The 14,367-nt window shown below is 42.3% G+C and carries 12 protein-coding genes and 1 pseudogene; 6 read left to right on the top strand and 7 right to left on the bottom strand.

Going from position 1 to position 14,367, the window contains the following annotated elements; translation table 11 throughout:
• Window positions 1–101: 101 nt before the first annotated feature.
• From RH88_RS22350 to RH88_RS22335, 4 genes are all read right to left on the bottom strand, one after another.
• A complete protein-coding gene (locus RH88_RS22350; RefSeq protein WP_005600301.1) occupies window positions 102–1,463 on the bottom strand; it encodes a TRAP transporter large permease in 1,362 nt (453 codons plus the stop codon).
• Window positions 1,464–2,144: a TRAP transporter small permease gene (locus RH88_RS22345; RefSeq protein WP_005600299.1), complete on the bottom strand. Its 681-nt coding sequence runs from the start codon at window positions 2,142–2,144 to the stop codon at window positions 1,464–1,466.
• 72 nt (window positions 2,145–2,216) lie between these two features.
• Window positions 2,217–3,215 carry a TRAP transporter substrate-binding protein gene (locus tag RH88_RS22340; RefSeq protein WP_005600298.1) on the bottom strand — a complete coding sequence of 333 codons (999 nt, stop codon included), beginning with the start codon at window positions 3,213–3,215 and terminating at the stop codon, window positions 2,217–2,219.
• A 264-nt stretch (window positions 3,216–3,479) separates the two neighbouring features.
• On the bottom strand, window positions 3,480–4,949 hold the full coding sequence (locus tag RH88_RS22335) for a protein adenylyltransferase SelO (RefSeq protein WP_005600296.1): 1,470 nt from the start codon (window positions 4,947–4,949) through the stop codon (window positions 3,480–3,482).
• Between the two features lie 261 nt (window positions 4,950–5,210).
• Here RH88_RS22335 and RH88_RS23645 point away from each other — a divergent pair, with 261 nt between their 5' ends.
• Window positions 5,211–5,354, top strand: coding sequence for a hypothetical protein (locus tag RH88_RS23645; RefSeq protein ID WP_005600294.1), 144 nt, complete (start codon window positions 5,211–5,213; stop codon window positions 5,352–5,354).
• On the opposite strand, the gene RH88_RS22330 is transcribed toward RH88_RS23645, so the two are convergent.
• Entirely contained in the window at window positions 5,351–5,794 is a 444-nt protein-coding gene (locus tag RH88_RS22330; RefSeq protein WP_005600293.1) for a TM2 domain-containing protein, read from the bottom strand. The two genes, RH88_RS23645 and RH88_RS22330, sit on opposite strands and share 4 nt — an antisense overlap.
• A gap of 359 nt (window positions 5,795–6,153) precedes the next feature.
• On the opposite strand from RH88_RS22330, the gene RH88_RS22325 reads away from it, so the two are divergent.
• Window positions 6,154–6,915 (top strand): hypothetical protein, encoded by a 762-nt coding sequence (locus RH88_RS22325; RefSeq protein WP_005600291.1) that lies wholly within the window; start codon window positions 6,154–6,156, stop codon window positions 6,913–6,915.
• A gap of 59 nt (window positions 6,916–6,974) precedes the next feature.
• Here the strand turns inward: RH88_RS22325 and RH88_RS22320 are convergent.
• A pseudogene (locus RH88_RS22320) lies at window positions 6,975–7,352 on the bottom strand (glutathione S-transferase C-terminal domain-containing protein); the annotation flags it as partial.
• Window positions 7,353–7,402: 50 nt separating this feature from the next.
• On the opposite strand from RH88_RS22320, the gene RH88_RS22315 reads away from it, so the two are divergent.
• Window positions 7,403–9,283, top strand: a complete 1,881-nt coding sequence (locus tag RH88_RS22315; protein WP_005600287.1) for a recombinase family protein — start codon at window positions 7,403–7,405, stop codon at window positions 9,281–9,283.
• A 13-nt stretch (window positions 9,284–9,296) separates the two neighbouring features.
• Here RH88_RS22315 and RH88_RS22310 read toward each other — a convergent pair whose 3' ends face one another.
• Window positions 9,297–9,704, bottom strand: a complete 408-nt coding sequence (locus tag RH88_RS22310) for a hypothetical protein (protein ID WP_241212216.1) — start codon at window positions 9,702–9,704, stop codon at window positions 9,297–9,299.
• Between the two features lie 367 nt (window positions 9,705–10,071).
• On the opposite strand from RH88_RS22310, the gene mobC reads away from it, so the two are divergent.
• The 3 genes from mobC to RH88_RS22295 form a co-directional block, all read left to right on the top strand.
• The gene (gene mobC, locus RH88_RS22305) at window positions 10,072–10,431 is read left to right on the top strand and encodes a plasmid mobilization relaxosome protein MobC (RefSeq protein WP_005600284.1); all 360 of its coding nucleotides are present in this window, start codon (window positions 10,072–10,074) and stop codon (window positions 10,429–10,431) included.
• A complete protein-coding gene (locus tag RH88_RS22300; protein WP_005600283.1) occupies window positions 10,431–12,245 on the top strand; it encodes a relaxase/mobilization nuclease domain-containing protein in 1,815 nt (604 codons plus the stop codon). Before mobC ends, RH88_RS22300 begins: the two co-directional genes overlap by 1 nt.
• Window positions 12,246–12,335: 90 nt before the next feature.
• Window positions 12,336–14,367: class I SAM-dependent DNA methyltransferase (locus RH88_RS22295; RefSeq protein ID WP_005600281.1), on the top strand; the 2,032-nt coding region annotated here is incomplete at its 3' end.

Genomic DNA, 14,367 nt, shown 5'->3' with positions numbered 1-14,367 from the left:
GGAAAAAAGCATATCGATGAGGAGGTTTAGCGCCTCCTCACCTTTTTCCTATGAATCTATTTCATACGAATCTATTTTCTACGAAGCTATTGCCTACGAAACTATTTGGTGATGATTTCAGGCCCCATCAGCGTAGTCGGCAACCACGTGGATACCCACGGCACGTAAGTGACGATGATGAGGAAGAGGAACATCACACCAACCCATGGTAGTGCCGCCTTCACCACTTGCATCATCGACATTTTGGCAACCCCTGCCGTCACAAAGAGATTTAGGCCTACTGGGGGCGTTATCATCCCTATTTCCATATTCACCACCATCATAATGCCAAGATGAATCGGGTCGATCCCTAGTGCAATCGCGATTGGGAAGACCAATGGGGCGACAATAATCAACAAGCCGGACGGCTCCATAAACTGACCACCGATCAAGAGCAATACGTTCACCACAATTAAGAAGGTGATTGGCCCTAACCCTGCCGACAACATCGACTCAGTGATCATTTGCGGAATACGCTCTTCCGTTAATACGTGCTTTAGAATCAATGCATTGGCAATGATGAATAGCAACATAATCGTCAGCTTACCCGCATCATACAAGGTGCTTTTGGTATCCTTGTGGACAAAAGCTTGCAGCACTTTCACTAACACCGGCTTGGTGTTTTCTTTATCAGCAAACGGCCCCATATCTTGGTATATGAAATTAGCAATCAAGAACGAATAAACCGCCGCAACCGCCGCTGCTTCTGTTGGGGTAAACACACCGCCATAGATACCACCGAGGATGATCACCACCAGCAACAAACCCCAACTGGCGTCTTTGGCGGCAATAAACATCTCTTTCCAACCCACAAATGGCTGTTTAGGGAGTTTTTTGATGCGAGCTGCAATATAAATCGCAATCATCAGCATCACGCCCGCCAATAAGCCGGGGATCACACCACCCAAAAACATTCGTCCGACCGATACATCCGTCGCCGCCGCATACACCACCATAACAATCGACGGCGGGATCAAAATACCCAGCGTGCCTGCGTTACAAATCACGCCCGCAGCAAATTCTTTTGAGTAACCGTTTTTAATCATCCCGGCAATAACGATACTACCGATCGCTACCACCGTCGCCGGCGATGAGCCTGACAGCGCAGCAAACATCATACAGGCCACCACCGATGCCATGGCTAAACCACCACGGAACCAACCGACCATTGCGATCGCAAAACGGATAATCCGCTTAGCCACACCACCTGTCGACATAAAGCTAGAAGCCAATATAAAAAAGGGAATCGCCAACAAAGTGTAGTGACCTGCAAAGGCATTAAATAACGTTTGAGCAACCGACGCTAAAGACGCATCAGAATGCATCATTAAAAACAGCATGCTAGATAAGCCCAGCGAAACCGCGATCGGCACGCCAATCAGCATAAAGCCAATCACCATAATGAACAGAAATAGGATATCCATTTATTCGCTCTCCTTGCCGTTTTTATTGCTCTTGTTCTGGCTGTTCGCGAGCTCATCTCCAGCTTGCGCTAACTCGGCTTTTAACGCCTGTAAATCTTCTTCAGCTTCATGACCTGCTATCAATCGATCCGATTTATTCAAGATGATTTGCCAAGTGGCTTGCGCAAAACGCAACGTCAGTAATGCCATACCAATCGGCAGCGCCATATAGGGGATAAATCGAGGCATTTTTTCATAACGCTCACCTTCATTGAGCCAATCCGCCAAAAATTGCAGCATCTCCGGCATGGGAATATCGTCCGTTTCATACCATGCGCGATCGGTCACGAATGGATACCAGTAGTTCCAAGAACCAATCAACAGCAGTACCGAGAAGGTTAAACAACAGGCGGCGGCGACTAACGCATACACTTTGCGCATTTTTTCCGGCGCCAAATTGATAATCACATCAACACCGATATGAAAGTGCTTTTTAACACCATAAGACGCACCAACAAGTACCATCCATGCAAACATAAAGACGGTCAGTTCTAATGCCCAAAGAATGTTGTCATTAAAGACATACCGAAAAATAACATTGGCAAACGTAAGCAGTGTCATCGCACCTAAAAAGAACGCAATCAAGCCCTCTTCGAGGCTGTCGGTGACCTTGCCTACTCGTGCAAAAATCGACTGTTCCATAGTAATTCGCTTCTAAAATTTAAGATCAGACAAAGGCCCTCGTCCCGATGTCGAGGGCCAAACCAAAACGGGTTAATTATTATTAGAATCCAGTGCGGCTTGAATCAGTTCTGCACCAATATCTTTCTCAAACTTGGCCCATACTGGTTGCAAGGCAACAACCCACTCTTGGCGCTGTGCAGGAGTTAAACTACGAACTTCCCCACCCGCTTCAATGATGTTGGTTTTGTTTTGCAGGTTTACTTTGCTTGACTCGGCATTACGCGCAACCGAGACTTCTTGAATTATGGTGTTGAGCTGATCGCGCTGCTCCGCTGGTAAGTTGTTCCAAAAATCGGTCGAGGTCACCACAAGGTAATCGAGTATGCCGTGATTGGTCTCGGTGATGCCGTCTTGAACTTCAAAAAACTTCTTACCGTAGATATTGGACCAAGTGTTCTCTTGTCCATCGATAACCTTGGTTTGTAGGCCACCATAAACTTCTTTAAATGACATTTTTTGCGGGTTTGCGCCAAGCTGCTCAAACTGAGCCACCAGCACATCAGATGCTTGTACGCGGAACTTCAAACCTTCTGCATCGGTTGGCGAAATCAGCGGCTTATTAGCCGACATCTGCTTCATGCCATTATGCCAAAATGCCAATCCTTGCAGACCACGACGCTTCATTGCATTTTTAAGCTGGTCGCCAGACTCTGAGTTTTGAAAACGATCCACTGCTGCCACATCTTCAAACAAAAAAGGCAAATCAAAAATGCGGTACTTTTTAGTGAATTTTTCAAACTTAGACAGTGACGGCGCAGCAAGATGCACATCACCATTGAGCAGTGCCTCAAGCACTTTATTGTCATCGTACAACGTCGAATTAGGGAAAACCTGCATACAGACTTTACCGTTCATCTCATCGTTAACACGCTGCTCAAGCAGTGAGGCTGCAATTCCTTTAGGGTGCTTATCTGTATTGGTTACGTGACTGAACTTAATCACGGTTTCACCGGGATCACACGCCGCCATTGCATTAAAACTGGTCGCAGCAAGAACGGAAACAGACAGTAGGGTCAAAGGCTTAAACATTATTATTCTCCTTGTTAAATAAACAACCCCATCACTGGGTGTTGATACTTAACTAAGGGCAATAAGCGAGCCACTTGTTAAAAATATTTTAAATCTATTTAAACTCAAATACTTAGACCATGACGCGAGATGAGAGGTATCAAAAATACCCATAACGGTTTATGAGATGGGTAGAAAACCACCCATCATGATTTCTCAATGAGTAAGATCCGCCCCAAACCAGAGGAGCAATGTACTATGACGCAATTGCTCAATCGTGCTTATCTACGAAGAACAACTTATCTCCATCCCCTTGCCCCATTCCGGTGGCAACTTTGCCAGCTCTTCCATGTGTCGCTGCTCGTCAAACGGCGTCACCAATACCCTCGCTAATTGTTCCACATCAGAATAATCACCTTGTTCGGCTTTATCGATCGCCAACTGAAGCAAATAGTTGCGCAAAACGTATTTCGGGTTATTCGCACGCATCGCCTCACATCGAATCGCTGCGGTGACGATCTGTTCATCCTCATCGACCTCTAATTCACATCGTGCGAGGTAAAGATCAAGCCAAGCCTTCGCAGCATCACGATCGATAAATAAGTCAATAACAGGTTGTGATCCGTGGCGATCGATGTTTGATAGATCACGCATAAAACGAGTGTAATCCGGTTTGTGCTGCTCAAGTAAATCAAACAGCATCACAAACAATTCACCATCTTGTTCAAGTTTCTTATGCAGACCTAATTTAGCGCGCATCTGCTGGCTATAGTACTGCTGCAATCGTGGTTCAAATTGCGCTAATGCCGCTTCTATTTGTGCTTTATCAATCAAAGGGGAAAGCGCATGACCCAGCGCTGACAGGTTCCATAGCGCAATACGTGGCTGCTGGTTAAAAGCATAACGCCCTTGATAATCAGAGTGATTACAAATGTAGCTGGCATCGTAATCATCTAAAAATGCAAAAGGTCCGTAGTCAAAAGTTTGGCCTAAAATCGACATATTATCGGTGTTCATCACGCCATGACAAAATCCTATCGCTTGCCATTGAGCGATCATTAACGCGGTATTATCGACCACCTGCTCAAACATCGCCGCATAAGATTGCTCCGCCTCTGCCAACTCAGGCCAATACCACTCAATCACTTTATCGGCGAGCAACTTGAGCTCACTAAGTTGATTGGTATAGAAAAAGTGCTCAAAGTGACCAAAGCGGATATGACTCTCAGCCATACGCAATAACAATGCCCCTTGCTCTTGTTTCTCACGGTAAACCGGGGAATCAGAAGCCAGCATACCAAGCGCACGAGTCGTCGCAATACCCAAACCGGCCATCGCTTCACTGCATAAATATTCGCGAATCGTCGAACGTAATACCGCTCTACCATCCCCCATGCGAGAATAGGGTGTCAGTCCTGCGCCTTTCAAATGCACATCAAATATTTTGCCTTGTTTATTTTCCAGCTCACAAAGCAATAGCCCGCGACCATCACCAAGTTCAGGGTTATAAACACCAAATTGATGGCCTGCGTATTTCATCGCTAATGGCATAAATTGAGGATGACTAAGCTCCCCAGAAAGCTGCTGCTTTAGCTCTCCGATCGGCGCCTGATCTGGGAGTCCAAATTGCGCGGCAAGGGATGCATTCCAACTCACCCAACGGGTATTTTCTAATGGTTGAGGGGAAACGGCCGTAAAGAAAGTGTTAGAAAGTGAGGCAAATCGATTTGAATAACAAGGGAAGGCTTTAGACACGATGTACAATCCATTTACACATTGAGATTGTAGCAAGTTAACAGAACAAGTCGGTGGGCGCTAGGTAAATGAACATACCAAGTTAGTACCCACAAACTCTACAAGGCCTATTTAGAATAGGGTTATATAAATAAAAATACGCCAATCAAACCAGCGAAAGAAAATAAGCAAGTGCGGCTAATGACACCAAAGTTAGAAGGGTGGATCATTTCTTGTCTTTCCATATGTGTGCCTCTTTTAATGTTACAGTGGAATTACAATATGATGAATTTTCAGATATTTCACAATCGTTATCATGGTGAATTTTTTATGACAGTGGGTGGGATGCCGAAATTGAAAAACGGCGCGCATAAAAAAGCCAGCGATAATCGCTGGCTAATGAAACATAAGCTTGCTGAGCTTTAGAACCAAGCTTTCTTGCCTTCAATGTAGATACGATCAAACTCTTCATCTGACTTAACCAAATAGAGGATAAATTCTACGAAAGCGATAATACCGATGACGATTGATGGAATACCAAGCAAAATAAAACCGAACAAGAAACACAACAACATGATCACGCCTTGCTTTGTGTAACCCAAGTAGAATTTATGTGCACCAAAGGCACCAAGGAAAAAGGCAAATAACGCCGCGACAATTTTCTTAGATGCTGCACTATCTGGTTTTGATTCAGGATAAACGGATTTTGCTTCTCCACCTTCGATCGTAAAATCAACCTTAGTACCAGACTTTGGTAATGTCTGTCCGCGCCAATCCTCACCGGTTAACGTGTAACGTTGACCGTCTTCACCAGAAACTAAGCCGCTACGCTCATCACTGTTAAATTCTAATACTGTCCCTTTCATTTTGACTCCATATTCCCGATTAGCTGCATTCAATTAATATCGCGCTTGATTTCAACACCACTGGCAACATCAATTTTGTGTTTAATAATTGTTCATTATGAGGTTTGCAGTTGAAATGTCACTAAATGTCATTCGCTTCAGTTATCATTTTTCACAGCAAAAAATAACATTTACATCAACAACTATCCGATTGATTCGCCAAGCTCGGCCATCCTTTCGTTCAGTCAAGTTCGAGTCAAAATGGCTACAAATGACTCTTTTCCGAACCTAGGGTGCGGGCTAATGATGACGTTTAGTTAGCGCGACCATCAAACAAGGAACTACACTCAAAGTAACGCGAACCGTTCAAGGAATGAAACATGCGTCTATTGATTTTCCTCACTATTGGCTTGATGAGTTACCCGCTCTACGCAGACTACAGTAACCTCGCATGGTCAATCATGGACAGCCAAGGTCGGCGAGTCTATGACACTGATAACGTACTAAAAGCCGCCATAGAACAAGATCGTTTTATACCTTTACGCTTTGATAACGAGTTTAAAGATGCCGCACCCGAACTGTTTAAACAGATCGATGTCATGGGGCAGTTTGAGCTGGATGCTTTTGCTTCTAAAGCTTTAGTTAAAGGCATTCAAACCTTAGTTGAAGAGTTTGCTTGTGCGACTTATCGCCACTACGCACATAAACCAGAAGCACGAAAATGCGACGCTGAAGCACAAGATAAACGCACCAAAGAGGCGATGCCTTTTCAAGATGGGCAATTTATTAAACGCCGTCTAGAAGTCACCACCAATAGCATCCGGACGGGTTTCCCCAACCGCAGCTACGATATTTACCTTCCCAGCGTGCAACAAGCCCCACTGACCATCGTTTGGGGAGCGGTACATGAATTAGGTTCGTTTTTTGTCCATCAACGAAGTCGTAACGACACCGTTCTTACCATCTACATTGACGGCTATAAACTCAACACCGATGGCGAGCGCAGCCAACGAATTACCGCCAAACCTGAAATTGTTTTTGTGGTATTACCGAAAGCCTCAAAAATTGGTCAACAAAAAAGCCAGACCGAAGCCGCGAAGTTCGCACTTGCCGATGCCGATTTTATTGTGCCGCTTTATTAGCAAATATAACAAAATAGCCCTCAAATGAGGGCTATTAAACATCGAGAGCAAACCATTAATTATTTGGGCTGCTTAGCCAGCACTTGGTCAATATCAGCCTTGCTATGACGCTCTGGTACTTGTTCCCACTCTTCGCCCCAAGCACGATTGACAATACGACCACGTTGTACCGCTTCACGTTCGGCAATTTCATTCGCCCAACGCAGCAGATTTGGATAACGCTCCACATCTAAAAACTCAGCCGCGTTATACAAATTACCCAGCACCAAGTTGCCATACCATGGCCAAGTAGCGATATCGGCAATCGAATATTCATCCCCTGCTAAATAACGATTTTCGGCTAAGTGTTTATCCAGTAGATCCAATTGACGCTTGGCTTCCATGGTAAATCGATTGATTGGATACTCAAGTTTCTCTGGTGCGTAAGCGTAAAAGTATTTATGTTATAATCCCCATCAATTGAAAAGTATCGTTTTTGAGGGTTGTTATGAAGCCAAGAGCTTATTCTTACATTCGCTATTCATCACCACAACAAGCTAAAGGGGATAGCTTTAGGCGGCAATTCGCACAAACTCAAAAGTTCTGTGAAGAAAATGGTTACGAGCTAGATACTGAACTCAGTGTCTACAAAGAGCTTGGTAAATCGGCTTTCAAGGGTGAACAAGAAAACCTAAAACGTTTCATTGAAGATTGTAAATCTGGCATTGTCGAAAAAGGCAGCTTACTAATCGTGGAGAACCTTGACCGTCTATCACGAGATACGATAAACAAAGCAATGCGTCAGTTTTTACACCTGCTTGACTACGTTAACATTTATACGCTACAGGATAGAAAGTTTTATACCAGCAACGATGATGTAGACAACGATGCTCAAGTATTCGACATAATCACTAGTTTGTTAATTATGAGTCGTGCTCACGAAGAGAGCCAGACTAAGCGCAAGCGTTTAAAGGAAAGTTGGGAAGCCAAACGACAACAGATCGATAAAAAAAAGTTTGCTACCTCATATCCTCATTGGTTGGTTCTTGCTGATGATTGGGAGTCTTTCTCACTAAAAGAAGATGCAGTGAGAGCGATAAGAAAAATCTTTGAACTCTGCGTTGATGGAAATGGGTATAACCAAATCTTACGCCATTTGAACGATAAAATTGAACAGTATCCAACCCCATCCAAGCGAAGTAAAAGTGGCTTATGGGTAAGATCTACCATTCAGTTGCTCCTGTCTGACCGTAGGCTCATTGGTGAAATGCAGATGTACAAAGGAGCCTATAAAAACCGTAAACCCTACGGTGAGCCAATTGCGGATTACTACCCACAAGTGATTGATGAGGAAACATTTCTCAAAGCACAGATTGCAATGCAATCGAGAAAAGTTGGCAAAGGCAAAACGGGAAAGTACCGATTTTCAAATATCTTTCGTGGCTTTTTGCAATGTGCAGAATGCGGTAATGCGATGGAATATGTTGACAAAGGCAATACAAAAAAACGAAGCCAAAAATATCTAACTTGTACCAGTGCGAAGAGAGGCGGTAGCTGTACCCACTCCAGACACTATCGCTATGAAGAACTGGAGCTAATGCTCTTACACCTTGTAACAGAGAATGGTTTTTTACCTAAACCCGTTGAGCCAAATGATCTCCATCTACAAGTTCAAAAATTAAAAGAACAAAAAGTCTCAGCAAACAATAAGCTTAATGCTCTACTGGAGCACGACTTCACCGCACCAGCAATAATGACAAAAGTTCGAGAACTTAACGAGCAAGTCGCAAGGTTCGATGCTGAAATACAAACTATTGAAAATAAGCTCAATCAAAAAAACATTACCTATCAATATGATCAACTTGTTTACGATTTGATCGATGAACCAAATGAAGAAATAAAGTTCAACAACCGAGTCAATTTTAACTCTAATTTTTCCACGAAGGTTCGGAGAGCAAGTGTCCAAAATGACATCAACTGCTTGTTGGTTGAGTTCGTGATGGAAAATGACGATAAACACCGAATTATGCTGGAACCAAAGTACTACCTTGGGGCTTGTACACTAGCGAATGGAAAAACCGTGCATAAAAGGCTGCACGGCTCTCCAAGTCAGTACCCTGATATTCACGATGATAAGACTATTATTCTTGTATTAGAGCAATATATCGAGTGGTTCTTTGAACTTAGGCAAATCGTTACTGAACTTGACCCAGCGTTACTGTCCGATATCCAACCAATTTTTGACTATGTGATTAAATTGATTAGAAAATATTCCGCTAAACCTGATGATTTTGACAACCTTTTGATGGTTGCCGATGCAGTATTCCAACTTGAGCCATTCGTAGAAAATGCACGAAAGTACAAGGTAGAGCTGCTGTCAGATAACTAACAACTAATACATATTACAGGCGCTTTTTCTTAATCGTCTGTGAGCCGCTTTGTTTGACCTTTAAAGCCAATGAGTTTTCAAGTTCGTTGGCTCTTTTGGGGTTGTATTTTCGAAGCTCGGCAATCGCTGCTTTAGCAATGTCATAGGTGCTTAAAAGATGGGTTTGATGCGTATCGATGATTGCGACTAACTCATCAAGTGCTTCTTGTCGCCCTTCAATTCTATTCGTCAGTTTTTGGGACGGCTCTGTGCCAGCTTTGAGCAATTCATCACGAATAACAATATCTTTTCGCAGTTTGTTATTCATCATCTCTTTCAACTGACCTTTGACGAAATCCGAGTTCGCCAATTGTTGTGTTTTTTGTAATTCGTTTTTCGCTGTTGATTCCAGCCTCGTTTCGTGATCTTTTTTACTCATCATTTTTCTCCTAGCCATACCTTTGAAATACCACAAAAATCAGGTTTGGCAAGGGCTTACCAGTTCTGGGACCACATGGGACCCAGCTCTCCCAATTTGACATCGCCTAAAAATATGCTCTGTTGTGTATAAGAGTTTAAGACAATTAAAGAAGAGGCAAGTTGAGGCTTGGGTTCCCCAAACCACTTGTTTTAAAACAGAAAAGACGTTTTAAAAAGGAGTGTTGATCACTTTCTAAAATCACCTGAAAAATCTCATTTCATTCGATATATTGCAGCTAATTTCAGACAGCGATCTTCGATGAAAAGCCTATCCTGCGCTCTATTAATCGTCTTAGAACTCATTGTATTTGTTCAGCAAGGAGGACGTTATGACGCAAAGGAGCAGCAATACAAAAATCGTAATACGCTGTAGTGAAGAGGAAAAATCAGCCCTGAAATTAGCTAAATCTCAACTAAAAGCAAGAACTTGGCTTGAAATGGTTCAAAAGCTATTACACCGTAAGAAAATCGAACCACCTAAAACCATCATTCAAGACAGTGCTTACCTACTGGAAATCCTGACTGAGTTAAAGCGTTGTGGAAATAATCTCAATCAAATAACAAAACTCGCTAACAGCAGCAAAACCATTACCCCACAAGAAACCGCCCAGCTAAAAAAACTGGCAGTGCAGATCTCTTCACTCAAAAACAAAGTCCTGAAAAGCTTTGTTGTTGAAGGAGATAAGTAATGGCAATAGCGAAACTTTTACACGAAGGGGAAACGGTTAAACAGCTTAAAAACATCATTAGATACAACACGGTAGCGAAAGAATATCTTAACTCCCCTGATAATCCTCGATTGCTTCAAGCTCTATCTAACCTTGGGATTATCGACATATCAGATCCAGCTGCTTATCAAGATTTTATGGATGGGTTTATTGAGGAAGTAAAACTCAACAAAAGCCAATCGACCAACAAGCGACAAACCAAGCTTTACGCTCACGAAATGATTTCGTTTGAGGATGAAGATAACGCCAGTTTCAGCCAAGATGAACTGGCACAAATCAGCGTAGAGCTATTGTCAAACCTATACGATATGGACAACACCCCATATCTTATCTATCCGCAAGTCGATAGTGGCCGTTTGCACTTTCACTTTGTAAGGGGAATGCACAACAGCCGTGGCGATTATCAGCGTGTCAAAAACTCAAAAAGAAAAATGCGCCAAGCGTGCGAAAAAATTGAACGTAAATACAACCTAACGCCAACGGGCAACAATGTGTCTAACGAGATCCGTCCTGCGAATGATCCAATGGCAAAAGTGATGAAAAACCGCAAACTTGAAGCAGTGTATCAACACCAGAAAAACCTTAGCGCAGCGAAAAAGCAAGACACACCACTCACCAAGCTCAAACGTAAATCTTATGATCTATTGATGGAAGATAAGTATCAAAGTGAAGCTGAAATGACGGAGCACACCGCTTATAAACAAGTTCAGCAAAACCTAGCGGAAAAGATACAGGTAAACCAAAAGCTCGAAGCTGTGAAAAAGCGCATTTTTAATCTCTACAAGTCAGCTAACGATGAAGCTGATTTTATTGAGCAGTTAGATGAACAAGAAATCACCGTAGAGATACTCAAACACGCCAAATCAGGCAAGAAAAAGGGAATAGTGTTCCATCACAAAGGGGAAACGATTTCTGGTGGTAAGATCTCTAGCTCTATGACGCTAGGCAAGATCAAAAAGCGTTTTCCTAACTTCATTCACACATTAGAAAAACCACCATCGTTACGAGCGACATTCAAGCAGCAGCGTAAAATGCTGGATTTTCAGATCGAGAACATCAACCGCTATTACAAACAGCAAAGAAACAACGTGAATGGCGACATTCTGATTTATTTCGGCAAAAAGAACATTGCAGCTCGTCCACACAACTACAACATCGTACTATCTAACGACAGAAGCAAAATCAGGTTTGGTTCATCAACCAACAGCTATGATCTAACGTTGTCAATCAACGTTGCACTAGAAAATGGCTGGCAAGCGGCAACACTAACCAATTCAAGTCCCGATTTTTTGAAGCGTATGATGAAAGCTGCGTATGAAAAAGACCCTGAACTGTTGTTTTTTGTTCAGTCAGATACACCCAATCAGCTTGCTTACTCAGATCTATCTAGTATCAAAGGAGAGTGGATGTTCGATGAGTTAGTAAAAGTGATTGAGCACGAACTAATTGATGTAAAAAAAGAAAAACAACTTTTGGTGACAATGAGGAACAAAGCTCGAAGTCCAAGAGAAAAACAGATCGTAAACGGTTTAACTCAAGGAAAGCCTATTACTTTTATTTTAGAAAAATCTTTCCACGAACTGAAGGAGCATCTCAACCAAGACAACCAGCAAAGTTCAGAAATACGCCAGTCATCAAGTATCTACAACACGTTCAGCGAACAACGAAAAAGCGAGTTGAGGGACATAAAATCAACCATTGATGAGTATGAACCTAATGTGGAAAGTAAGCCCTATACAAGTAGCTATAAAATTAATGGTCGATACAGGGACTAAGGCTCTCAACTTCAATAAGTTACACTCACACGTCATATGCTACATAGTGTAGAATGTTTGCCAATATCAATTGGTTTATCACGAGTGAAAATGAAAATAACATACACAGAAGTTCACGATAACCTACGTCAGTTATCGACAAGCATCAAGCCTGAATCATACGTATATGATTTCCTAAACTGTTTTGGCACAGCAAAAGCATCGATCACCCGCTTAAAGAAGAAGTTTTCTGATAGCGATGAAGTTATCTCTAACGGACAAATACACTTTAAGAAAGCCAGCAGTAACCTAGAGCAAGAGCTTGATGCACTGTCACAAAAAAAGTCACTCAAGAAGAACAAGATCCGCTTTGTTTTTGTTACTGATTTTAAAACCGTGTTTGCTCGTGATGTCAAAGCTGACGACACGATTCAGCTCAAGATTGAAGAATTACACGATGAGTTCGAGTTCTTCTTACCCCTAGCAGGAATGGAGCGTGCTAGCCTAGCTACAGAGTCAGTTGCGGATGCTAAAGCAGCCGAAAAAATGGCAAAGCTTTTTGATTTATTAAAAGTCGAAAATGCTATCGAAACAGAAGAACAGATCCACGCAATGAACGTGTTTCTGTCTCGTGTGTTGTTCTGCTTCTTTGCAGAGGATACTGGGATATTCGCCAAAGACCAGTTTACCAAAACACTCGGCTCGCTCTCACACGATGATGGTTCCAATGTCCATACAGTGATGGAAGAGCTGTTTAGCGTTCTTGACACTACCAACCGTGAAAACTGCTCAAATAATTTCAAATCTTTCCCTTATGTAAATGGTGGATTGTTTGCTGAGGCGATTTCGATTCCTCACTTTAACACTCGATCTCGTAGGGCACTTATCGAGTGTGGCTCGTTAGACTGGTCTGCTATCAACCCAGATATTTTTGGTTCAATGATCCAAGCCGTAATGGACGTAAAAAAACGTTCAGAGATGGGAATGCACTACACGTCTGTTCAAAATATTATGAAGGTGTTAAGCCCTCTGTTTTTGGACAAGCTAACCGAGGAATATCTAAAAATCCTAGATACTGACGTTAAAGATGAAACCAAGGTCAAAAACCTAAAAGCTCTTTGTGCAAGACTATCAAAGATAAAAATAGGAGATATGGCTTGTGGTTCAGGTAACTTCCTGATCATTGCGTATAAGGAACTACGTCAGCTAGAGATGAAGATCCTTAAAGCGATTCGCCACCTTGAAGGTGCTGACGACCAAATGAACCTAATGCTCGGTGCTCCACAGTGTGGAATATCCCTCGGTCAGTTCTATGGCATCGAGTATGACGATTTCGCTTGTAGTATTGCAATACTCTCTCTTTGGCTTGTTGAGCATCAAATGAACCAACAGTTCAACGAAGAGTTTGGAGCTAGTGAAGCGACCCTACCTCTAAAGTCGTTCAATAACATCATTCACGGTAATGCTCTACGTATCGATTGGAATACTGTAATGCCGAATGAAGGTGAAGTTTATATTGTTGGCAATCCCCCTTTTCTTGGCTCCTCTATGCAAGAAAAGACTCATAAAGATGATATGAAATTAGTGTTTTCTAGTTCATTCAAAAACTACAAAAAACTCGACTATGTATCTTGTTGGTTTAAGATTGCAACAGAGTACATTAGAAACTCCAAGGCTGAGTTTGCATTAATAGCCACTAACTCTATCTGCCAAGGTGATCACATTGGCTTGCTATGGAAAAACATACTAGATGATTCAAATGAAATAGGTTTCGCACATACTTCTTTTATTTGGAGTAACTATGCCAAAAATAAAGCGGCTGTATACTGTGTTATTGTTTCCATAAGGAATAAACAAAATACAACTAAAAAACTATTTGACAACGGAGTAATGCTCCAAACCAAAAATATCAATGCTTATTTAGCCGATGCTGACAATATCATTGTAGAGAAGGAAAGTACTCCCCTCTCACCTTACCTCCCCCCAATTGACTATGGCAGTAAAGCAGCCGATGGCGGCTTTTTAGTGCTTTCAACTGAAGAAAAGGATGAACTGTTATCTTCCCATCCTGAAGCAAATTCATTCGTTAAGAAATATCTGGGTTCGGCTGAATTGATAAATGGAAAAATTCGCTGGTGTATAT

This window comes from Vibrio scophthalmi LMG 19158 (genome assembly GCF_000222585.1).
Taxonomy (GTDB): Bacteria; Pseudomonadota; Gammaproteobacteria; order Enterobacterales; family Vibrionaceae; genus Vibrio; species Vibrio scophthalmi.
The sequence above is the reverse complement of the archived record's forward strand: the minus strand, read 5'-3'. Positions and strand labels throughout refer to the sequence as shown.